Consider the following 22,260-nt stretch of genomic DNA (forward strand, 5'->3'; position numbering starts at 1 on the left):
ATTGCTGATGCTGCGACAAAGGCCCCGGATCTTGTAAAGGACGACGCTGGGGGTGCCTTTGACACCATTAGCGCCGACAAATTCGCTGCTATGGATAGCAAGACGGCGTTTCGCTATGTCGATTATGTTAATAGTCAGGGTAGTGGATCTGCCGCTGCTAAAAACCTTGCGAATATTCATACGGCGTTTAATGCTCCTGGTAGTACTCTTAGGCAAAAAACAGATGCTAAATTCTTAGCAGCTATGAAGGGTATTAAAGTGGTGAGTTCTACTGCTGCTACTCCTGCTACTGCTGCTACTCCTGCTACTGCTGCTACTCCTGCTACTGCTGCTACTCCTGCTACTCCTGCTACTGCTAGCGTTAACCCTGCTGGTTACTCTGGTACGAATACTTTCGAACTATAGGCAACTAATATGGGACAATACAAAGTACCACAAGATGTAGAGGCCGAAGACAAGCTGCTGGGGCCACTGTCATTACGGCAGCTTATATATGTAGTTATAGCCATACTCTGGGCTGCTCTGATGTGGCGAATCCTTATTTTCAATGTGGTCGTTACGGTGGCGGCTATTCTGCCTGTATCAGGACTATTTTTACTACTGGGTTTTGGTCGCAGACAAGAACAGAGCTTCGAGAACTACTTTATTGCTTATGTGCAGTTCCTGTTCGTGCCCCGCACCAGAGTGTGGAGCAAGGATCTTTCGCAGGATGAGCTTATAAAGCAGTCCGAGGTTGTAACAGAGATATTTTTGGACAAATCAGTATCGCGCGGCAGCCTCAGGCAGTTGTCGCTTATAATGGACACCCACGGAGCCCAAAAAGACCCCACCGTACAGCTTCCAGACAACACCAATGAAGCTGCGCTATATGGCCAACGAATCATCGACCCATCAATGGTGGCCATGAAAATAGGCGACCAACAAGGCAACCCCCAGATGACCACCCAAGAAGATGTGCTAGATGGCTCAAATACTCACAATAAAGATGTAAATCAAATGCTAGAAAATGTCGAGGCCGATATTCATCAGCAGGCTCTACAAAATGTCCAGTCAGGGCTCGGTCAGGGCCCGGTGCGGCAAAATATATCACAAAATACAGCCCAACCACAAACTCCAAGTGTTATAATAAAAAAGGCCATGCTTCAAAGTGGAAATTTAACCGTCCAGCAAATAGCCAAGCAGGCTAGTGGAAATATCCTTCAAGAAGGACAACCCGCCACCATTAACTAACAATGGCCAAATTATAAAATGCAACCCAGCCAGATAAATCCAGCCCAACGCGAGTATATTAACAGTACTACTCCTCCTAAAAAAGCCAAGAGTGCTCAGCTGAGCACCCAGGGGCATCTTAACTTTGCAGAAATCAGAGATGGAATCGTAATTATGCGTGATGGCAGCCTGCGCATGATAGTGATGTGTTCTCCCACCAATTACGACCTTAAAAGCCCGAGCGAGAAGGAATCTATAGAATATGCCTATCAGGGGTTTCTTAATGGCCTACATTTCCCCATCCAGATCAGCGTCCAATCCCGCAAGATAGACCTAGATGGCTACCTTGCTGAGCTCGATCAAAAGCTCGCAGACCAAACTAATCCGTTGCTGGCAGGGCTGATGGAAGATTATATTTTTAACATCCGAGATCTCCTTACGAGCGTGAATATTATGGATAAACGCTTTTTCGTGGTTGTACCTTACTTCGTGGCGGAGCTAGCCAAAGACAATGTATTCAAGCAGCTCGCCGGTACGCTTTCTGCCCCCAAGGATGTCGTGCAAAGCTCGGCACAATTCGAAGCTCGCAAGCGCGAACTTTCGCAGAGGACTGCATCTGTTGCTCAAGGCTTGGCCTCGATCGGAGTTCGTTCGGCTGTTCTTAAGACCCAAGAAATTATTGAACTCTACTATGGATCCTACAATGTCGAGGAATCGCAGCAGCAGACCCTAAGTAACACCGCCGAAATGGTTGTGCCTGTAGTTACCCGAGAAGGCGGGAACCCAGCGCAGCAACTACCACAAGCCAGAGAACCCGAGCCTCAAGATCTTTACGCATCCGCAAACTCCACACAAACAACTGACCCGCAAATTCCACAAGGAGGGGCCGTATAATGGCTTTTGGTAACAAAAAATCTGCTCAACCCGTGCAAAACACTGCCCAAATCCAGGCCGACATGGCTTATCGGCAGGGCGTTACTACCCTGCGAGATGTTATAGCCCCCAGCAGCTTCGAAGTACAGAGTAGTTTTATCAAGATAGGCCGACGCTACGCCAGAACCTACTTTGTATTTGGCTATCCCCGAACGCTTTTTACGGGCTGGCTATCGCCAATCATAAACCTCGACGAAATAGTCGATATCAGCCTCAATATTGAGCCTGTCGAGAGCCAAGTGGTACTAAATAACCTCAAAAAGAAAGTCGGTCAGCTGGAAGCCAGCAACACCATAAACCAAGAGAAGGGAAAAGTCAGGGATCCCCAGCTAGAGGCGCAAATTAACGATGCCGAGGAGCTTCGGGATAAACTTCAGGTGGGAGAAGATCGCTTTTTTAGGTTCGGTCTGTACCTGACTGTGTATGGTAACGACGAGAAGGGCCTAGATGATGTCGGCCGCAAAATAGAAAGTGTCTTAGGATCTAGCCTGATATATTCCAAGCCGGCTACCATCCAGATGGAGCAAGGTTTTAATTCCACTTTGCCAACTGGCACTGATCAGCTCAAAATTAGCAGAAACATGGACACTGGCGCGATATCTACAAGTTTTCCTTTCACCACTGCCAATCTTAGTAGGAACGAAGGCATAATGTACGGGATTAATAGAACAAATAATGGCTTAGTGTTATTCGATAGATTCAGCCTCGAGAATGCCAACATGGTGGTCTTTGCCAAATCTGGTGCTGGCAAAAGTTTCGCTATTAAGCTCGAATGCTTGCGATCCCTGATGATGGGTATAGAAATAATAATTATTGATCCAGAAAATGAGTATCAAACCCTGTGTGATGCCGTTGGCGGTAGTTTTCTTCATCTTAGCCTGGCCAGCGATACTCGTATTAATCCGTTCGATATCCCCAGGACAATTGATGCCGAGGAAGCCGATAACGCCCTTAGGGCCAATATCATAATGCTGCACGGCCTACTAAGGCTTATGACTGGCCAAATGTCTCCTGCAGAGCAAGCCGACCTTGATTTGGCACTAATAAATACCTACGCCGAAAAGGGTATCACCAACGACCCCCTAACACATGGTGCTTTGCCGCCAGTTATGTCTGATCTTTACAATGTGCTCAACTCCATGGGGGGCAATGGGCCGAATCTCGCAGCTCGCCTAAGACGCTTCACAGAGGGTACTTTTGCTGGAATATTCTCCGAGCAGAGTAATGTCGACCTTAATAGCAGCTTTGTGGTTTTCAATACCCGAGATCTGGAGGATGAACTGCGGCCAATAGGTATGTATATAACACTTAATTACATATGGAATAAGGTCAAGACAGACAAACGCAAGCGCTTGCTGGTGGTGGATGAAGCCTGGCAGCTTCTACAGTATCAAGACTCGGCTATGTTCATGTTTTCTATCGCCAAGCGAGCCCGAAAATACTACCTTGGCCTGACTACTATTTCACAGGATGTGGAGGATTTCTTGAGCACCAGGCTTGGCCGTGCTATCGTGTACAATTCGAGTTTGCAGCTTTTGCTCAAGCAAAGTCCGGCTGCCGTAGATATTGTGTCCGATACCTTTAAACTCACTCAAGAAGAAACCAAGCGCCTAACACAATTCCCTGTCGGCGAAGGGTTGTTCTTTGCTGGCCTCAGCCATGTGGTTCTAAAAATACTAGGTTCACCCAATGAAGAACAAATTATCACTACCAACCCACAGGCCTTGCTAGAGCGACAAATGCAGCAGCAGCAAATGAGCGCTGATGTCTCGGATGAATAGCTAGAATTGTATTTACTAAGCACCGGCGGTATAAATTCAAACTAAATTTTGCTACAATTAGAATTAATATGATTTATAAGTACAACAATGGCTGTCTCTGAAATTAAACCTGGCGGTGCTGCTACGCCTCCAAAAAAACCCACTACGGCTAAAACTCCCCCCAGCAAGGCTCCAGAGTCCAGCCCAAATGGTAGCCCAGCTCCAAATGTGGGTGGTGGGCCTCAGCAATCCGAAAGGGTAAATGCATCACAGGCTGGGCCAGATGCTCCGAAAGATCCAAGCGGCCCAACGGCTGAAGAAAACCCAGAAACAAACCCATCGGGTGGGCCTTCTAGGGCAGAAAAATTTAAGCAAGGGGCTAAAGATAAAGCATCCAATGCTTCCCAGAGAATAAAAGACGCCAAATCAGTTGCCAAAGCCACCACAGGGGTACCAGGAAAAGAAGATGCCGATGATGTAAAAAAAGCCTACCAAGAAAAAGGAGCTGCGGGGGCAGCTGGTGAGGTAGGCCGAAAAGCAGTAGGGAAGGGCGTAACCACGGCAGTGGATGCCACCGGCGTTGGGTTGGTAGTTGGTGCCAAAGTTGGTAAATTTGTCGAAAAGGCCCTAAAAAAAGAAAATCTCAAGTGGGTGGGGCTAATTGCAGTCTTGCCTATAGTGATGGTTTCTATTTTGGTAGTAATAGTTGTTTATGCATTTGCTAATCCAACAAAATTCATATCCCAGGTTGTATCTGATCCTAAAATAAGAGAGTTTGCATTACAGGCAGCAGCCGGTCTTGGAAAAAATATTTTTAGCCAAGAAGAAACCTTAAAAAAATACGGCTATGTCGAATATAAATCTGGATCCGCAATCGCCGCCCCAGATGCTAAGCCTCCTGTGGCTGGCTCTCTGGAAGACAAGATAAGCAGAATTGATCTTAAAAATGCACAATATCAAACAACTCAGAAGCCCGGCTGCCCTATTAGCTACACCACCAAGACATTGATAGGCCCAGGCGGCAAGACTGTAAATGTTCTAGACAAAGCAACCGATAATAAGGGCCAGGAGGTGTCCAATGACAATTACCTGACTGGATACTGCATAATAAATTCTATGCCCCTATACAATATGATGGTACGAAGCCAAGCTGCTAGAGAGGTTAACTCCTTCAGTGATACATTCCTAAGCTATGCCGATGTCAAAAATTACCCTAAGAATTCGACCAGAGAAGAAAGGGCCAAATATACTCACGATAAAACTTACGGACGAATAACTAGCAAAGCCGAGCAGAACCCCGAAAGCGATGTTCCTAAGATTAATGAGTATGTCGCTAAGGTACGCGAAGTGCTTAAAAATAATACCGACCCCAATGCTGTGTATGCTGTGGATGAAGACTTTACTTTCGGAGATGTCGACCAAGTAAGAACCATGTGTGCCTTCGCGCAGGGCTACTTTGGCCCCCTTGATAGGAAGAACAAAGATGGCAGTCTTAAAACTGGTGCCAATAATATCAGGAAGGGCATAGATGGCCGTCTTAATACTGGCCAGCGCTCCGGTGTCAAGTGGAACACTCTTTCTTCCACCCGAGAGCTTGGCTTGGTATCTAATGAGGAGACAGGAGACACCCTCAGGCAGCTTGACGGCTGGGTGTCCTCCACGGCCTATGCTCAAAATGTCTATAGTAGGCAAACAGGTAAAAAGGCCAATCCCGAATCCCTCAGCAACACTTCCTATGGGGCTAACTACCAAAACGCCCTATCTATTCTTTATGATACCAGGGAATATTGCGCTGGCGAAATAGGCAAAGCAGATAGGAGCACAATAGAAAATAATTATAATACTCTCAAAGATGCCATTATTTCACAGTCTAACGGAGGTTTTGAAAGTCCTGAAGGTTTCGGAGATCGGCAGCTCATGCAGGGCGTAATAAGGATGATCGGTGGATCGGCAATATCTGGGCTGGAGCCTGGACCTAATAATTTCAATAACATGTCCCAGGGCTTCAGGGGGCTTTCAAACCAATACATGATGAGTATTGGGGGTAGATTCTTGAATTCCAAAGAGTCTAATAGCTTGGCACTTAAAACTGAGAATACCAGCCGTGAAATCGAAAGTAAAAACGGCCTGGCCTACAGACTATACGGAAAGGACAACATTCGATCGCTAGCCAACACAATCCAATACGAGACACCCCGGACGACAGGCGAGCTCAACACTCGAGTCGGGGATTTTATTGCTAGTGTTGGTAACCCTATAAAGATGATTGCCGATCTACACTCTTCGTTTAGCTACTTGGCTTTGGGCAAAAATACCCAAGCCTTTGCGGCTAGTAATATTGGCGATGCCTATATGAGAGTCGATACTGTTGGGATTCCTGAGAGCGATTTCGTGCCAGACCAAATAGCCAATTCTGACGATATACAAAAAATGCAGGAAAGTGGCACCTATGATCAAAAACGAGCACTGAGATATTTTGAAGCATGCTCTAAAAGCAATATACCCTCAAAGGCCTACTTTTTGCGCCTTAAGGTAGTAGGCGACGATGGTGAATTAGGAAACCGAAAAGTAAGAGATGGGGCTGGCTACCCGTATTACCCAGCAATGGCAGACATAATTGAATATGAGGACTACGCAGATAGGAAAGATATCAAGGATGAAAAAAGAGCCTTCATAGCCTGTGAGATTTATTTAAATCCAGATACTGATTTGATTCTAGATGAACGCGATCGCAAGAAACTAGTCAGGGACACCTTTGGGGATGAACTTGGAACAGACGGTATGCTACTACTAGCTAAAAAATATCGCAACTACCTTTATGCTAATAGTATAGCCGACCTAATGGTCGAGCTAAGCAGCACTGAAAAAACAGATTCCATATACCAAAATCCAAATGGCGAAGCTAATGAAAATGCAACTGCTACTAGCACGGCTGGGGGAGCTATTGTTGGTGATCCATACGCCGAAACAGTTAGTGTGGCCTGCGCTGCGGGTACTAAAGATATTGGCATTCAAGATGCCTACCTGAAGGGTGTAAAAACAGAGTCCAGGATGTGTTCTGTATCTAATATCCCAAGTATAGGGAAGTCCGATAACCCGGGTGGTCAATTCCCTACACCAGGTGCAGACGGCCATGTAGTTGTTAATTCTAGAGTTTCTGGGGCCTGGTACAAGCTTGCCGAGGACGCCAAGGCAGCTGGCATTAACCTCAAAGCTATAAGTAGCTTCCGGTCTATGGCTAGCCAAGAAGTCTTGTGGGCTAGATATGGCCGAGACCCGCAAAGAGTTGCCCGACCCGGGACCTCTCCTCACCAGGCGGGTGTTGCTATAGATTTTGATAATATGGAAGGGTACAGAAAGAATGCTACCTGTTCCAATAGGGCAACCAATTCTAGCCCTGCATACCAATGGCTAAGAGCCAACTCAATTAATTACGGCTTCAAGCAATACGCCACTGAGGCCTGGCACTGGGATGCTCTGCCTAGCGCTAACAGGTGTGGGCCATAGTAAAGGAAAGGATATAATTTAACATGAAATTAAACAAACTAACACTAATAATATTATCCTCAGCCGCAGTGGTGATTATTTTACTACTAATACTAAATACTATTGGAAGCAATAAGATTGGCTTTTTACCTATTAATAACTCCAGCCAGATACTGAGTATTGATAAGTCTATATTCTATGTTGGCTCTGGGCAGCTCATTAAACGGCCCATCCGAGGTAGCGAATACGAGATCCAGATTCTAGATACCGACATAGTATACGCTTTGGCCTCCAGGGATAAAAGCAAAATATATTATTACAAAAATGATAACAGTAAAATGAAGGCCTACATATTTGACATCAAAAACAATACCACCAAAGAATATAAAATGTATGATTTCTTTTTTTGGCAAAACAATTCCGGGAAATTTGTAACAAACAATGGTGATTCATCTGTAATATATTCGGAATCGCTAAATATAGATTACACCCAGCTTCCCTACAATTCTTTTAAGTCCTATGCCGGTATCATACTCGGTAGCCTCCTACCTGAAACCCCCGAAAACCCTTTCCTTGCCTGGGAGGTAGTAAATAAGGCTAGTGCTAAATTCAAAACCCTGGAAATAAAATCTTTCCAGGAAGACACTTTTCCTTGGGTGGTGGGGGATTTCATGCTCTACAATGATTTAGACGACAATCTGGTGATTATAAATAAAGAAGGCGTTCAAACCAACACCAAGCTAGGCATTACCGAGAGTCAGATAACATCTAGCGATAGCGATGATCAGTTTTTTTATAGCATTAAGGGCGATGAAATGACAATTAGCTCTATTAAGCTATCCAACTCGCGGGTTGAAAAAGTAAAAACCTTAAATCTAGCTAGCGCATTAAAGCAGAACAACCTTAAAGCATCGGATATTTCCCAAATTTATTATGCCGATGGGGCTCTCTACATCCAAATAGATGGTAGGATAATGGATATACAACTATGAAAAAAATGCTTATTATAGTAACCGCGATAGTCCTATTCGCCTCGGCTTCACCAGCTAGCCTGGCGTTGAGTAATGAGAAGGGAAGCGACCCAACTGGTAAAAGCCAGCGGTCTATCATAGAAAAAACCCCTTGGTTTGACCCTACGGCGTGTGTTTCGACCACAAATAAAACAACTACTGGCTTAGAGGGTTCGGTCGATGCCAATGCAATATCTGGTGAAAGCAAAGATTATCCTCTAAGGCTACCTTTCATAAAAGATGCCAATAAGTTGGCCACCACTATCGATGACTATATCAAAGAAAAAAAGCCGAATTCCCCCCTTAACGGCTTGGGTAAATATTTTGTGCAGGGGGGTATTAGGGCTGGCATCAACCCTTTACTAGCAGTATCGGGGGCTCAAAAAGAAACTGGATTTGGCACCGTGGGCTCTGGTACTAGCAAGGGGTCTAATAATTCGTTTGGTAGAACTGCAACAAATAAACAACCAAATGTTATAGGTGGCGTCCGTAACGATAGGCTGTGGTATAAGTGGGATAATTTCCAGCTTAGCTTGTACGCTAATAAATTCCCAGCTTCTGGCGGTGTGAGTGAACCCGATGACATTTTTCAGTATATTGCCCGTAGATACAAAAATAATTTAGATAACGGCCTTGTTACATTCTATGCAGGCGGCCAGGATTTACCCGCCTACGCACCCGCAAGCGACGGTAACGACCCAATAGGGTACGCCAAAACAACTATAGAAATATCTAACGAAATAGCTAGGCGATCGGATGGCGCTATAGACCTCACAAAGCTGGGCACTGGTGGGCCTAGTGTAGGCTCGGCTACAATTCCTGACAATTCGACAGCAAGTGACACCTCTATAAAAGATTCCTGCAGTTGCCTAACTAAGTCCGGCGCTAACAGCTCTGGATCTGCCAAGAACAGCTCCGACACAAGCACAACTACAACAGATACAGGGGCTGGTGGTGGTACCTGGGCTAGTTTTAGCCCAGACCCTGCCGCAGTCGAAAAATATAATGCCCAGCTGAAAGAAAGCATAAACAAATTAGCACCTTACTACAAAAAGGCTGCAGAAAATGAAGGATTAAAAGATTGGGAGATATTACCAGCAATACATGATTTAGAATCTAGCCTAGCAGAAAGTAACCCGACAGGTAATACAAGCTATGCCGGAATATTTCAAATGAACAGAAGCTTGCTTGCAAAGAAGGGTGGCAACCCAAACGATGCTCTGTATAATCCGGGCCGTCCGCTTACTGGAGAAGAAGTTACCAAGCAAGCCCAAGACGCGCTAAAATATTTCATCATCCCTAGTATCAATGGCGACAAAGGCTCCAACCTCCCACTCGACGAGCTAGCCTTGATAGGAATAAGGTATAAATCTGGCAGTGTTTACCCCGGGGCCGACTTAAAAACAAACGCTTATGTCTGGGCTGGATTTAATACCACTAACTATAAGCTGCCAATGCCATGGGGGCCTAACTGGGGTACATTGCCAGGTGGTGGGGTGGTAAGAGATCAAGCAGAAGGTAGGACTGTAAATAAGCCCGGTTTTATAACCTCTATTGGATTAACAAAAGGTGGCGTCTTCTCGGAATCGACTGGAATTGAGCAATCCTGCGTCAATAATACTGGAGACGGAGAAACCGGGGGATTAAATAATAACATTCCAGATACAGCCCTGGAGGAGTTCAAATTGAGGAATGGCAAATTGGGTATAGATGGCTTTCCAAAATACTTCGTAGAGGGGTCTTGGTGTGTTAATTTCATTAACTACATATTCACTAAGGCTGGCCAATCTCTACCAGGAAACGGCATTAGCAGTGTTGCTGCACTACAGGGATTTTTAGAAAATAATGGGGAATGGCATAATAAGGGAAGGGGTTATATACCCGTACCGGGCGATATAATAATATACAATGAAGGTAAAGCACCATTTCCTAGCCACGCCAATATAGTAGTTTCAGTAAACGGTAATGTCATAAATACTGTCGGCGGAAATGAAAGTAATCAAGTTAAAAACCAAGATGTAACCCTAGACGCAGAATATATAACAGGATATGGAAAACCAAAATGATACCAGATACAATTAACCGCTTTAAAAAACCACTTATAGCTGCAAGTGTTATTTTGGTTGCTTTATTTATAATATATTTCAGCTGGAGCTTACTTGTTTTTAGAGTGACAGGTACAACGCCTGCAAACAATAGCAAAGTAAATACCGGTAGTAATACAATTTATATATATTTCAATAAAGAACTCAAAAACGACCCTAAAAATATAACTATTGTTGCTGAGGGCGATATCATTAGTGACTATAGTATAGATAAAAACAAAATATCTATAGACTTAAAAAATACCGAAAATAATAAATCTTACACTGTGATATTAAGAAATATAGTGTCTGTCGATAATTCCACTATTAGTCTTTACCCCTTCAAGTTCACCACGGGTTATGTTTCGGAGAAAGACTTGAGTAAAGATGAGAAACAGCAGCTACAGTCTCAGACAGACAAGGGCAATATAGACGATCCGATAATACTAGTACTGCCATATAATAATCCCAATATAAGTATGAATACTTTTTATAACGCTTCTGGCGATCTAATTATAAGAGTAGTGATAACGCTGTCTTTGGCAGATATTAGGGAGGGCGAAAATATCGCCATTGATAGATATAAAGAGCAAGCCAAACAGTACCTGATATCTAACGACATCGATCCAAACGACTACCAATTCGAATATATTATTGAATAGCACTATCAGCTAGTAATCTTGATAATATACTTACTGTTACGGCTTAGAGTGCCGATACACATCCTCAATTCAACGGCCTCGTAATCGTTATTGGCCTTTATAATCAAAAAGTTATTCTTAATCATCACAGATTTGGGCTCAAAGCCGGTGGTCTTAATGATGTCTTCCTTGATTCTAGCTAGTTCTTGGGATTTAGAATAGATAGATGAATATTTACTGGATTTCAAATTGTCGCCAATATGTTCCATTTTATATATTTACTATTTTATAGCCGCTAATATTATCGGCCATGTCAGTGGCCGTAAGTATCGTCTGCTGGCCTTTTGTGTGCTCAAGCAGGTGTTGCTGCCTTTCATGGTCAAGTTCGCTTAGGACATCGTCTAATAGCAGCAGGGGAGGGTTACTATTATTGATCTTTATATAGTCTATCTCGCTAAGCTTAATAGACAGAGCCAACGATCTGTTTTCCCCGCGTGACAAAGAATCTCGCACCTTATAGCCATTAAGACTAATCGATACTTCATCTTTGTGTGGGCCCCTAGAGCTAAAGCCGATCCTAATATCTTCATTGGTGCTATCTTCTAGTGATTTTAATATATCCTCTTTGTTTTTGGGTAAGGTGCTTAAATATTCCAGCCTGACATTATCTTTATTACCACTGATAGCGGAGTAGTGTTGGCCAATAACGGAGTTGATAAATTTTATTAGCATGTCCCTGTGTTGATATATTATTTCTATAGGCTCAGCTAGCTGTAGATTGTATATAAATAATTGGTCTTTATTCCCAGACAAGCCGTGTTTTAGGCCGTTGAGGAGTTTATTGCGCTGATTTAACACTTTTTGAAATTTATTAAGGGCTACTAGGTAGGGTTTAGATACCTGTATAATTATGCTATTCAAGAGATTCCGCCTTAGCTGTGGCCCATCGGTTATTATCCTAACATCATCTGGAACAAATATAACAACTGGCTGTATACCCAGAACCTCGGATGGTTTTTTATTTATCTTATTTATGGTAATTGTTCTAGAAGCACTGTTGAGGGTTTTTTTTATGCGGTACTCTATATCGTAATCCTTATCGATATGATAGCTAATATTAATTTTGCTAAAGTCGCTGTCTCTGTTAATGAGGCTGGCTTGGGTAGCCTTGAAGGATTTAGTTATAAATCCATAATATATAGATTCTAGAATGTTTGTTTTACCGCTGGCATTGCGGCCTATTATCGCGGTGGTCCTTGGGTCTATGCTTATACCTAGGGATTGGTGTGATCTAAAATTGGTTAGTTTTACATTATTTATCATTAGCTACGCAGTGGCATAATAATATGTATTTCTTTTTTATCTTTAGATTTAGGAGTAATTAGTAGGGGATCGAGCTTACCATTAAAGCCGATATTCACTGTTTTATCCTGGATCACGGCTAATATATCAGTTATGTATTTGGCATTTATATTAATAGATGTGTCCTGGCCCGACTTTTTAATATCTAAGTTAACAGTATTTTCGCCTACATCACTGGTTTGGGCATCTATTATTAGTTCATTTTTAACCACCTTGAGGGCTATTCCATGAGAACTCTCGCGGGCGAATACAGAGCTTATCTTAACTGCTTCCTGTAGTTTGTCTTTATCGCACTCTATGGTGGTGGTAGTTTTTTCAGGTATTATTTTTTTGTAATCAGGATATTTTCCTTCGGTGAGCTGTGATATTAGCTGGCTTTCACCTACGATAAAGCATATTTCAGATTCGCCGATCATTATATCTACCTTGCTTGCTTCTTCTGAGGATATCAATCTTAGTAACTCCGACACCGTTTTAACCGGAATTATACAGCTAATTGTATCGGTATTTGTAACTACTATTTTTACCTCGGACAACCTGTAGCTGTCAGTACCTGCCAAAACCATCTGCTTATCATTGACACTAAAATAAATACCTGCCAAAACGGGCCTGGACTCATCCGAACTAACGCTAGCTAGTACTTTTTCTAGGCTCGATTTTAGGGTTTCAGAATTAAAGCTGATTGATTTACTGCTAGAAAGTTTGGGTAGGGTAGGGAACTCGGTGGCCGATACGCCATTTAGTCGGCTATGAATACTGCTGCCCTTGATAGTCATCTTGCTGTCATCGGCTATGAGCTGCAGGGTGTCTTCCGAGATAGAGCCCACCAGCTCGCCCAGCAGCCTAGCTGGTATAGATATCCTACCTTCTTTCTCTACCTTGGCTCCTAATTTGGTTGTAATGGCTAGATCCAGATTAGTGGAGCTTAGCTTTAGAACATTTTTATCTGTCTCTATTAAAATATTACCAAGAACTTCGAGGCTAGATCTGCTTCCTACTAATCTAGAACAAATATTAACTGCTTTTAATAAATTCTTAACTCTTACGGCAACTTTCAATTTAACCTCCCTTTCTTAACTGTCTTATTTATTATATTTAATTTAATAGATAGTAGTAATAGTAATAGTTCCTGTGGATTGAGTGTATAAGTGCTTATTATGCCTATAGTAAAGCTAATTAGCCTATGTATAAGTTTGTTAAAAGTCGCTAATAAATATTGTACAAAACCCCAGTTACTAACAATATCGATAAGACTCAGTTCGTCAAGTGTGTATTTATTGTGCACAAGTAATAAATTCTGCACAAGATACCCACTCTTTTTACACATAGTTATACACATATACTAAGCTACCAACAATTTCTTTATTGATTGAATATCTTGGCTCATCACACTATCCCTCGCCACCTGAGTGTTAATTTTTTTAACCCCGTGCATTATAGTGGTGTGATCTTTCCCTCCTAAGCTCTTTGCAATCCTCGGAAAGCTCATACCGAGCTCCTCGCGCATAATAAACATCGCTATCTGGCGAGGCACGACTATTTCTCGGGATCTTTTAATGCCCACGATATCGTTGTAGCTAATTTCATAGTAGTCGGCCGTTTTTTGTAATACTACCTTGGCATTGACCTTAACCTGGGTTTTGGATAAATACATACCCAAAACATCTTGGGCACTAGCGAGATCAATAACTTCACCGTGCAATCTAGAATGGGCAATAACTTTTGTTAGGGCTCCTTCCAATTCGCGTATATTATTATCTATGTGCGTGGCTATAAATTCGGCTACCTGCATATTAAGCTCTATTTCGTGCGAGTTAGCTTTGTTCATAAGTATCGCAACGCGGGTTTCAAAATCAGGCGGCTGGATATCCGCCACCATGCCCCATTCAAACCTAGATCTAAGGCGCTCTTCTAGGGTAGGTATATCTTTCGGGGGTCTGTCGCTACAAAGGACTATCTGCTTATTATACTGATGGAGGGCATTGAAGGTGTGGAAGAATTCCTCCTGAGTTTTTTCCTTACCAGCTATAAATTGCATGTCGTCGATCAATAGTACATCAACACGCCGGTATTTGTCTGTGAACTTCTCGCCACGACGAATAGCCGTTAAAAAAGTATTAATAAAGTCCTCACTAGTGCAATACAGGATCTTACAATCAGGCTGGCGCTCGTATATTTCATTACTTATCGCCCAGAGTAGGTGGGTCTTACCAACACCTGCTGGACCGTACAAAAATAATGGATTATACATTTCTCCTGGTTTCTCACTAACCAATTGGGCAGCCGAGAAGGCTAGTTTATTGCTAGAGCCTGTTATGAAATTATTAAACTTATATTTTTGGTTCGGCCTGAATTCTCCATAAGATTCGATAGTTGATTGCGAAGGGCTGTGGTATCTAGGGGTACTAGGCTTTTTAGTGGGTAATTTAACCATATTCACATCCCTGCTTGGTGGTATCACGCTAGCTACTTTCTTAGTGGTGTATTCCACGGTAGTTATACCTGGCTCAACCTTATGGATAGCCTCTATTATCTGATTATGATACTTGTCTTGGATCCATTGACGAGTGAATATATTAGGCACATAAACAACCGCCTTACTGTTATCTATATCTGCCAACTCAGTTCCTTTCAACCAAGTTTGAAAGTTAGCCTGAGACAATACTATCTCTAGCTCTCCTAAAACAGATCCCCAAACTGCTTGTAACTTATTTTCCATTCACCCTCTTTTTTACTACTATACACTACTTAGGTAGGTGTTTTCCACAATATTATAAGTTAAAAGATAAAAATAATCATAAGCTGTGGATAATTGAAATTATTTTAAATTTGTTATACAATAGGGCAGTTATGAAGCGAACATACCAACCAAAGAAACGCCACAGAAAACGCGTACATGGCTTTATGAAGCGCATGGCTAGTACTGCCGGGCGAGCCATTCTAAAAAGACGCAAACTAAAGGGCCGAGCGCGGATATCTGCTTAGCATGCTGAAGCGGTCTTTTCGACTCCGCAAAAATAGCGATTTTCAGAGACTCTATAAGACGGGTCGTAGGTTCTCAACACCAAACCTAGCCCTATACTACCTTCCTTCGAATTTAGAATATTCGCAGGTGGGCTTTGTTGTATCCAAAAAAGTATCTAAGAGTGCAGTGGTTCGCAATAACCTTAGACGAAGGGCCAGTGCTATTATCGAGCAACAATACCATAGAATATACCAGCCTTTTAAAATGATAATATTAATTCGTAAAAACTACACAGGGCTGACGCCTGAAGATCTTAATTCTGAGCTATCAAAACTAGTAAGCAAGGTTGTTAAATGAAAAAACTATTAATAAAATCCATAGAACTATACCAAAAAACTCTATCCCCAGATCACGGACCCAGAAAAGTTAATTATCCCTATGGATATTGTAGGCACTATCCTACCTGTAGTGAGTATTCCAGGCTAGCCATAAGCCAACACGGTGCTATTAAAGGAGTTGGAATAAGTATCTTTCGTATAGTACAATGTAATCCGTTGGCAAAGCCAAAAGTAGATTTTAGATTTATAAAAGAGGAGAAATAATGGGTAATATATTTGATACAATTTTAATAGCTCCTTTGGTTAATGCATTGTTTTTTATTTATGGAATAATCCCTGGTCATGATTTCGGAATAAGTATAATATTATTCACCATAGTTATAAGGCTATTGTTATGGCCCCTAGCCAGTAAGCAGCTTCATAGTCAAAAGAAGATGCAAGCCTTGCAGGGCGATATAGCCAAAGTTAAGCAAAAAGCCGCAGGTGATAAAAAGAAGGAAAGCGCCATGCTCATGGAGCTATACAAAGAGAAAGAGGTTAGCCCTTTTTCGGCTTGCCTGCCAACCATTCTGCAGTTTCCTATATTAATTGCGATGTTTGTGGTGTTCAAGAAGGCTACTGGTTCGGTGAGCGGTATCGAAAGCCTTCTATATGAGCCCGTTAAAAACCTTAGCTATATTCAGCAAATTATTTCTGGCCAAATACAATTTAACCCTTCATTATTAGGAGTTATTAATATGGCTAAGCCAAGTGCTATTTTGGCCGTTTTAGCAGGTGCCACTCAGTATATTCAAGTAAAAATGCTGACACCTCGCAAGCAAAAAACTGATAGTAAAGACAGCCAAGCACAAATGACCGCTATGATGAACTATACTTTTCCAGCCCTTACCGTATTTATAGCCTGGAGCCTCCCCGCTGCGCTACCACTGTACTGGGTGGTATCTAATGGGGCATCGATATTCCAGCAATCACTGATAATGCGCAAAGAGGTAGACACTATGGAAGATATGGATGTTGTTAAGATAATTCGTAAGGGTGGCGATGTTGCCGTTACTAAAAAGTTAGCAAAACCTAAACCTAAACCTAAAGCTAAAACTAATACAAAGAACAAAGGCAAGAAGTAATGTCCGCTACTATCGCCAAGGCTATTACCCAAAAGTTACTAGGCTTGATGGGTGTAGAATCGGAAGTGATAATCCAGTCCGAAGAGCCTGTCTATCTAAATGTCGAATCTAAAGATTCGGCATTATTAATAGGCAAAGGCGGGGAGAGCCTGCGATCTTTGCAATTTATAATAAATAACATGTATCATCGGACTTCTGGCGAGGAAGGCTATGTGGGTATAGATATAGCAGGATACAAAAAAGAACGCGTCGAGAAGGTGCAAGGGTTGGCCCAGGAACTATCCCAGAAGGTGTTAGACACAGGCCACGAAGAGCACCTTAAACCCATGAATTCATTTGAGCGTCGGTCTGTTCATACTTTGCTAGCAAACGAGCCAGACATCGTCACCGACAGCGAGGGCGAGGGTGAAAGCAGACATGTTGTGATACGCAAGAGATAATGAAAAATACAACCATCGCAGCTATCGCTACGGCTCAAGGCAGAGCCGCAATTGCTATTATCAGAGTTTCGGGCCCAGGAGCTCTTAATGCATTCAAGCTACTTACTAAATCCAAAACCACACCAACCCGAAACGCCCTAAAGGTTAGGTGGCTTTATTATGAAGGTCATAAAATAGACCAAGCCATGTTGGTTTATTTTATGGCTCCGGATTCTTTCACTGGCGAGGAAATGATCGAGATCCACTGTCATGGATCAAAGGTAGTACAAGGCCAAATACTAAAGGCTCTCTATAGCTTCCATATAGAACCCGCCAAGCCCGGGGAATTTAGTAAACGAGCCTACTACAATGGCAAGATCGACATCGCTCAAGCCGAGGCTATTATGGAGCTTGTGGCATCAGAAAACAGCCAGGTAGCAAGATTAGCAACCAGACAATTGGCTGGCGAATTTAGCAATAAGATCAATGGAATCAGGACTAGTGTTATTGAGCTGAGTTCTGCAATTTCTGCAGATCTAGACTTCTCAGAGGAAGACACACCTATAATTTCTAAGCTGGATATATCTAAATCTTTATCGCTAATAGCCAAAGAAATAGGCCAAGTCATGGCCAATTCAGATATCTTACCTATCTTGCGAGAAGGCATACATGTGGCACTTATTGGCTTGCCTAATGCTGGGAAAAGCACCTTGCTAAATAGCCTACTCGGCTATGACCGATCGATAGTTACCGATATCGCTGGCACCACACGCGACACCGTAACAGAATCTGTAGAGATAGAAGGTACCACCTTCCACTTCACCGATACCGCCGGGCTCAACACTAGCCCTGACTCTATCGAGAAGATGGGAATCAAGAAATCAATAGATTCTCTAAAGGGCTCAGATATTGTATTACTCTTAATTGAAGCCGATAAGCAAGAACAAACAAATAAATACTTAGAATCTAACAACCTTTTAGGGCTAACCGAGCAGAAAAATGTAATCAAGGTAATAACAAAGTCGGATATTTTGTCAGTTCCCGGCGAGCTATGCATTAGCGCCAAGACAAACAAAGGGATAAAAGAGCTAATAGCTAAAGTAGTTCAATTATCTGGTGCACAGCTTTCAGGAAGCACCCAAATACTTACCATTAGGCAGCTCAATATTTTGACTCGTTCGGAGCTGACTATTACGAGCCTATCAGACAATCTGAAATCACTAAGCTATGACATAATTTCCTCAGAGTTGGAATCTTGCGTGAAAGATCTAAGTGAATTGACGGGCGAGCACGCTAATGTTCAAATTATTAATTCTATATTTAGGAATTTTTGTATTGGTAAGTAAGCTGTACTTGTCGCAGCAGCCTAATTAGAAGATGGGTAGTCTAGGGCGGACTTGTAATAAGTAGTAAAGGTATCGGTTGTAGTGGTTTGGCCATTTACAATTATATCTCTATAGAATTTAGTTTGGCTGGGGGAATTGGGATTGAGGTCGCCAAAGTCAAAGTATGGACCTCTTATCTTGCCTTCTTTTTCCTTGGTTCCATATAGCCTAAATTTAAGAGATGTACCATTGTATTCTGGCTTTACGAGAATGTGCTTGGAGGTGTCGTTTTTAAATTTGAAGTCAACCTGCGGATAGTAAATGGTAGCGTCCACGCCGGGTACACCATATGGCTGGGTATAGTAGCTAACCTGGAAGGCGTGGTTGGTTCGTTCGAGAATCGGTAGGCCGGCGTTAAGGGCGGCTCTAAATATTGTCGAGCTCACCTGGCAAAGCCCTCCACCGTACTGGAACTCCTGCTTGCCATCAAGTATGACCTTACTTTCTGTGTAGCCTTGGGCGGGGCCGACATCGCCAAGTATCTCGCCAAAGCTGAATACTTCTCCGGGCTTAAGAACTAATCCTTGGTAGCGCGCAGCGCCGACTTTAATATTTTGTAGTCTAGCAGGACTGCTGCCTGGGAAAAAACTGTCTCCCTCGCCGATAAGTTCTTTTATACCTAGGCTGGCAATATTGTCGTCGCTAATTTCGGGCTTTTTGACATCCACTACTAGGGTTATGGGCTCCCCGCTATTTGAATTAATAAAATCAAGAATCGCTTTTTTGGAGGCCTCAATATTCAGCCCTTGGCCATCCCTGCTTTTACCAGTTACCACCACGGATCCATTGGCAAAGTCTAAAGTGGCATTTAGGGGATCTTGATTGATGTCTTTAGATATAACACTAAGGTAATTTACCACTTCGTTGTCATCTATTTTGAAGCTGCCGAGATTTTGCGGAGAGGGGTAGAAATGATTGATCATATCCTCTATTGCTGGGCTATTATTGGATCCAATATCCAGCCAACTAACGAGCTGTTGCTGGTTTATAACCCAGCTCTTGTCCTTATATTTTAGCTTGATTGGGAATTGTACCATGGCACTGACAGCTTGCTTTTGATTAACCAGTTCCTCTGTCGATAAGCTCGGGGTAATGTAGTTTATCGGAAGATCCACATTGGCTTGGAGGTTTGATATTTGCCTAGTTAACGAGAGTATGGCTAATCCCATATCAATGTTTTCACCAGCAATGCCAGGTATTATTTCGAGTTTTCCGTTTTCAAAACTATAGCCGGCATTCTGGCTCGGCTTGGCTATTTTCTTGTCCAGACCAATCATCGCCGCACTGAACTCACCGATATCGACATTTAGTTGCATTATAACCTCTCGGCTAAAAGGCAGAGCAGTTTGGGCTGCAATATCGCTAATTATATCGCTGTCGCGACCAAGCGAGAAAGCCGAATCTACAATCGCAGCATTATTAAATCCAACTCCTATTTCGTTTGGCTTAAACGAATTTAGCAAACCTTTATTTAGGTATTGAACCTCAGAGCTTGCATATTCCGTGCTTGCTGCATCTAATTTTAGTACGGCCTGAGGCTTTGTTAAGCCCCCAACATAAATACCTCTCAAGGTAACACCAGGCATTATTTTGTCATAATGGTAAATACGAACCGTAAATATCCCAAACATAAATAAAAATACCACCATGCCTAATCCGAGTAGCACATGATGCCAGGTTTTCGATTGCGACCACCAGGTTTTTAGCTTTTTATTCATATATTTTTCACCTATTTCAGGCTAATTATACAATATTTTGTGAAGTCTGTTAATAACTATTTTATATATTCCGATAGATTTTTATCGTACAAATAAATATAGTAATTACCCACAATCTTAATCTTCGAAGGTTCTCCTAGTTGGCTTTCAATGATTTCTTTGGAGCATCCTTGCGGTTCTGATGAGTTAAAAACAAAGAAATTTATGCCGTTTTCATTATTGTATAAATCAGTTTGGCTTAAATACCATCTCTCAACAACAATCTTACCATCTAGACATTTAGACTGAACAAACTTAACCTCATCTTTAGATAGATATGTATTTATAGTTGATTCCCAAAATGTTGCGTACCCATATTCATATCCTTCGTTTTTTATTGATTCTATAATTTCGTAATTATAGCTGTTTGGCTTGGGCTGTATCTTTAAATTGTTTTTTAATGAGTTCATGATAAACAAGGTATTTAAAAGAATAGCAACAACGCCAACATATATGACTATTTTATTGATCAAATTATTTTTAAATTGATATTGCATTAAAATAAAACCAATAAAGAATGGAGTTAGCACAAGATAGTAATCGAATTTTCTATCAGATATTAACCATACAAATATACCAAATATCATTATTGCAGGGACATACGTAAAGTTACCTTTTTTATCGTTAAATTTAATAGATATAAAAGAAACAGCTAGCCCTAAAATTAATACTAATGAGTTTATTAATGACTTGACGCTGCTTAGCTTTGTGGCTTTTTGTCCAAAAAAGTTATTACCCGTGAAGTTTATAAGTATTTCAGGAAGCCTGTATATCTTCTCGGTTATTTGACTATAGGTGCCAAAAGATATTGTAGATTCGTAATCAATGAAATTTAATTTCACATAAACATATTCAAACAAATAGAAGAAAACTAAACTTATTATTCCCAACGCGAGCAATTTAAGGTATTTTTTCTCTCTAGATACAAGATAGTTAATGAAGGATATAATAATAAAAGGGGCTATAAACATATACATATAGTAATTGTCGCTGACCATTATTATCCCCCAGATTAAAGAAAAAACAGCGCCCCATAAATAAAGAGCCCTATTGGAAATATTGATGCTGATGTATTTGTGGGTTAAAGCTAGAGTCGCAAATATTAGCCCAATTTCAATATTTCTAGAATTTAGATTGTATAAGTAGAAAATAAAGCCGCCTCCAAGTGTAAGAACCCACAAAGGAAAGACAATTCTACTTTTTGATAGCTTTAAATTTTTAATAAAGTACGTACTAGCCCAAAGGTAAAGGCATACAGATATAATATTAACCATCAGTGTGGGAAGAAAAATCCCAAATTTAGAATAGTTTGCAAAAATTCTTGCGATATATATAAAAGGTAATTTAAACACAAAAGAACTCAAGCCGAACCATTTTACCTCACCACTGAATATAGAATCATTATTAAACATGGTCTGTAGATGAACTTCGTCGCTATTATATTGGTGTCCTAAGGAAAAAGATATAATACTCAAGAACAAAATAGTTATCCCTAAAATAATTACTAAAATTAAGAATAGCTTTTTGTTAATCAATATATTTTTAAATTTTTTAATCACTAATTTATTATACTTTTTTATTTATTTTGCCTACACCATCTTTAACGAGTTGGCACTTGTCTTTGGGACAAACCAATATTCCTTCGTCTGTATCAATCACTATCATGTTATCAAGCCCAATTGTAATTATCGGTTTATCATTGGCTATTACCAGGCTTTCTTTGCTATCTATATCGTAGACTTGGCCCTTATGCACATTACTCTCGCCATTACGGAGTATTTCGTAAA

The 22,260-nt window shown here is 41.6% G+C and carries 21 protein-coding genes; 14 read left to right on the forward strand and 7 right to left on the reverse strand.

The genetic code is table 11. From position 1 onward, the window contains the following. The 8 genes from NT111_03490 to NT111_03525 form a co-directional block, all read left to right on the forward strand. The coding region (locus NT111_03490) for a hypothetical protein (protein ID MCX6805050.1) at positions 1 to 405 on the forward strand (405 nt) is incomplete at its 5' end. A 9-nt stretch (positions 406 to 414) separates the two neighbouring features. Then, positions 415 to 1,230 carry a PrgI family protein gene (locus NT111_03495; protein ID MCX6805051.1) on the forward strand — a complete coding sequence of 272 codons (816 nt, stop codon included), beginning with the start codon at positions 415 to 417 and terminating at the stop codon, positions 1,228 to 1,230. Between the two features lie 18 nt (positions 1,231 to 1,248). Continuing rightward, complete coding sequence (locus NT111_03500) at positions 1,249 to 2,103, forward strand: hypothetical protein (protein ID MCX6805052.1); 855 nt, start codon at positions 1,249 to 1,251, stop codon at positions 2,101 to 2,103. Continuing rightward, the gene (locus NT111_03505) at positions 2,103 to 3,923 is read left to right on the forward strand and encodes a DUF87 domain-containing protein (GenBank protein MCX6805053.1); all 1,821 of its coding nucleotides are present in this window, start codon (positions 2,103 to 2,105) and stop codon (positions 3,921 to 3,923) included. Before NT111_03500 ends, NT111_03505 begins: the two co-directional genes overlap by 1 nt. Before the next feature lie 87 nt (positions 3,924 to 4,010). Next, positions 4,011 to 7,409 carry a D-alanyl-D-alanine carboxypeptidase family protein gene (locus NT111_03510; protein MCX6805054.1) on the forward strand — a complete coding sequence of 1,133 codons (3,399 nt, stop codon included), beginning with the start codon at positions 4,011 to 4,013 and terminating at the stop codon, positions 7,407 to 7,409. A 23-nt stretch (positions 7,410 to 7,432) separates the two neighbouring features. Further along, a complete protein-coding gene (locus NT111_03515) occupies positions 7,433 to 8,380 on the forward strand; it encodes a hypothetical protein (GenBank protein MCX6805055.1) in 948 nt (315 codons plus the stop codon). Continuing rightward, entirely contained in the window at positions 8,377 to 10,464 is a 2,088-nt protein-coding gene (locus tag NT111_03520; GenBank protein MCX6805056.1) for a CHAP domain-containing protein, read from the forward strand. The genes NT111_03515 and NT111_03520 overlap by 4 nt, the downstream gene beginning before the upstream one ends. Next, the gene (locus NT111_03525; protein MCX6805057.1) at positions 10,461 to 11,144 is read left to right on the forward strand and encodes an Ig-like domain-containing protein; all 684 of its coding nucleotides are present in this window, start codon (positions 10,461 to 10,463) and stop codon (positions 11,142 to 11,144) included. The genes NT111_03520 and NT111_03525 overlap by 4 nt, the downstream gene beginning before the upstream one ends. 5 nt (positions 11,145 to 11,149) lie before the next feature. Here NT111_03525 and NT111_03530 read toward each other — a convergent pair whose 3' ends face one another. From NT111_03530 to dnaA, 4 genes are all read right to left on the reverse strand, one after another. Then, a complete protein-coding gene (locus NT111_03530) occupies positions 11,150 to 11,371 on the reverse strand; it encodes a hypothetical protein (protein ID MCX6805058.1) in 222 nt (73 codons plus the stop codon). 22 nt (positions 11,372 to 11,393) lie between these two features. Then, positions 11,394 to 12,446 carry a DNA replication and repair protein RecF gene (gene recF, locus NT111_03535; GenBank protein MCX6805059.1) on the reverse strand — a complete coding sequence of 351 codons (1,053 nt, stop codon included), beginning with the start codon at positions 12,444 to 12,446 and terminating at the stop codon, positions 11,394 to 11,396. Beyond that, positions 12,446 to 13,543, reverse strand: coding sequence for a DNA polymerase III subunit beta (gene dnaN / locus NT111_03540; GenBank protein ID MCX6805060.1), 1,098 nt, complete (start codon positions 13,541 to 13,543; stop codon positions 12,446 to 12,448). Before dnaN ends, recF begins: the two co-directional genes overlap by 1 nt. A 284-nt stretch (positions 13,544 to 13,827) precedes the next feature. Beyond that, positions 13,828 to 15,204, reverse strand: a complete 1,377-nt coding sequence (gene dnaA / locus NT111_03545) for a chromosomal replication initiator protein DnaA (protein MCX6805061.1) — start codon at positions 15,202 to 15,204, stop codon at positions 13,828 to 13,830. Positions 15,205 to 15,335: 131 nt separating this feature from the next. On the opposite strand from dnaA, the gene rpmH reads away from it, so the two are divergent. Genes rpmH through mnmE form a run of 6 tightly spaced genes read left to right on the forward strand, consistent with a single transcriptional unit; the run spans position 15,336 to position 18,677 of the window. Continuing rightward, entirely contained in the window at positions 15,336 to 15,470 is a 135-nt protein-coding gene (gene rpmH, locus NT111_03550; GenBank protein MCX6805062.1) for a 50S ribosomal protein L34, read from the forward strand. Position 15,471: 1 nt separating this feature from the next. Next, positions 15,472 to 15,807 carry a ribonuclease P protein component gene (gene rnpA, locus NT111_03555; protein MCX6805063.1) on the forward strand — a complete coding sequence of 112 codons (336 nt, stop codon included), beginning with the start codon at positions 15,472 to 15,474 and terminating at the stop codon, positions 15,805 to 15,807. Further along, complete coding sequence (gene yidD / locus NT111_03560; protein ID MCX6805064.1) at positions 15,804 to 16,052, forward strand: membrane protein insertion efficiency factor YidD; 249 nt, start codon at positions 15,804 to 15,806, stop codon at positions 16,050 to 16,052. The genes rnpA and yidD overlap by 4 nt, the downstream gene beginning before the upstream one ends. Next, positions 16,052 to 16,912 carry a YidC/Oxa1 family membrane protein insertase gene (locus tag NT111_03565; GenBank protein ID MCX6805065.1) on the forward strand — a complete coding sequence of 287 codons (861 nt, stop codon included), beginning with the start codon at positions 16,052 to 16,054 and terminating at the stop codon, positions 16,910 to 16,912. The genes yidD and NT111_03565 overlap by 1 nt, the downstream gene beginning before the upstream one ends. After that, the gene (locus NT111_03570; protein MCX6805066.1) at positions 16,912 to 17,352 is read left to right on the forward strand and encodes a KH domain-containing protein; all 441 of its coding nucleotides are present in this window, start codon (positions 16,912 to 16,914) and stop codon (positions 17,350 to 17,352) included. Before NT111_03565 ends, NT111_03570 begins: the two co-directional genes overlap by 1 nt. Next, the gene (gene mnmE / locus NT111_03575) at positions 17,352 to 18,677 is read left to right on the forward strand and encodes a tRNA uridine-5-carboxymethylaminomethyl(34) synthesis GTPase MnmE (protein MCX6805067.1); all 1,326 of its coding nucleotides are present in this window, start codon (positions 17,352 to 17,354) and stop codon (positions 18,675 to 18,677) included. Before NT111_03570 ends, mnmE begins: the two co-directional genes overlap by 1 nt. Positions 18,678 to 18,697: 20 nt before the next feature. Here the strand turns inward: mnmE and NT111_03580 are convergent, their stop codons facing one another. From NT111_03580 to NT111_03590, 3 genes are all read right to left on the reverse strand, one after another. After that, positions 18,698 to 20,434, reverse strand: a complete 1,737-nt coding sequence (locus NT111_03580; protein MCX6805068.1) for a VanW family protein — start codon at positions 20,432 to 20,434, stop codon at positions 18,698 to 18,700. Positions 20,435 to 20,490: 56 nt separating this feature from the next. Continuing rightward, entirely contained in the window at positions 20,491 to 22,032 is a 1,542-nt protein-coding gene (locus tag NT111_03585; protein ID MCX6805069.1) for a hypothetical protein, read from the reverse strand. A gap of 7 nt (positions 22,033 to 22,039) precedes the next feature. Then, a partial coding sequence (locus NT111_03590; GenBank protein ID MCX6805070.1) for a mannose-1-phosphate guanylyltransferase occupies positions 22,040 to 22,260 on the reverse strand: 221 nt, incomplete at its 5' end.

This window comes from Patescibacteria group bacterium, assembly GCA_026397045.1.
GTDB lineage: Bacteria > Patescibacteriota > Saccharimonadia > CAILAD01 > BJGX01 > JAPLVO01.

Excerpts from the sequence above, each read along its gene's own strand:
- NT111_03495 (MCX6805051.1), top strand. The coding sequence starts at position 415 with ATGGGACAATACAAAGTACCACAAGATGTAGAGGCCGAAGACAAGCTG.
- NT111_03500 (MCX6805052.1), top strand. The coding sequence starts at position 1,249 with ATGCAACCCAGCCAGATAAATCCAGCCCAACGCGAGTATATTAACAGT.
- NT111_03505 (MCX6805053.1), top strand. The coding sequence starts at position 2,103 with ATGGCTTTTGGTAACAAAAAATCTGCTCAACCCGTGCAAAACACTGCC.
- NT111_03510 (MCX6805054.1), top strand. The coding sequence starts at position 4,011 with ATGGCTGTCTCTGAAATTAAACCTGGCGGTGCTGCTACGCCTCCAAAA.
- NT111_03515 (MCX6805055.1), top strand. The coding sequence starts at position 7,433 with ATGAAATTAAACAAACTAACACTAATAATATTATCCTCAGCCGCAGTG.
- NT111_03520 (MCX6805056.1), top strand. The coding sequence starts at position 8,377 with ATGAAAAAAATGCTTATTATAGTAACCGCGATAGTCCTATTCGCCTCG.
- NT111_03525 (MCX6805057.1), top strand. The coding sequence starts at position 10,461 with ATGATACCAGATACAATTAACCGCTTTAAAAAACCACTTATAGCTGCA.
- recF (MCX6805059.1), bottom strand. The coding sequence starts at position 12,446 with ATGATAAATAATGTAAAACTAACCAATTTTAGATCACACCAATCCCTA.
- dnaA (MCX6805061.1), bottom strand. The coding sequence starts at position 15,204 with ATGGAAAATAAGTTACAAGCAGTTTGGGGATCTGTTTTAGGAGAGCTA.
- rpmH (MCX6805062.1), top strand. The coding sequence starts at position 15,336 with ATGAAGCGAACATACCAACCAAAGAAACGCCACAGAAAACGCGTACAT.
- rnpA (MCX6805063.1), top strand. The coding sequence starts at position 15,472 with ATGCTGAAGCGGTCTTTTCGACTCCGCAAAAATAGCGATTTTCAGAGA.
- yidD (MCX6805064.1), top strand. The coding sequence starts at position 15,804 with ATGAAAAAACTATTAATAAAATCCATAGAACTATACCAAAAAACTCTA.
- NT111_03565 (MCX6805065.1), top strand. The coding sequence starts at position 16,052 with ATGGGTAATATATTTGATACAATTTTAATAGCTCCTTTGGTTAATGCA.
- NT111_03570 (MCX6805066.1), top strand. The coding sequence starts at position 16,912 with ATGTCCGCTACTATCGCCAAGGCTATTACCCAAAAGTTACTAGGCTTG.
- mnmE (MCX6805067.1), top strand. The coding sequence starts at position 17,352 with ATGAAAAATACAACCATCGCAGCTATCGCTACGGCTCAAGGCAGAGCC.
- NT111_03580 (MCX6805068.1), bottom strand. The coding sequence starts at position 20,434 with ATGAATAAAAAGCTAAAAACCTGGTGGTCGCAATCGAAAACCTGGCAT.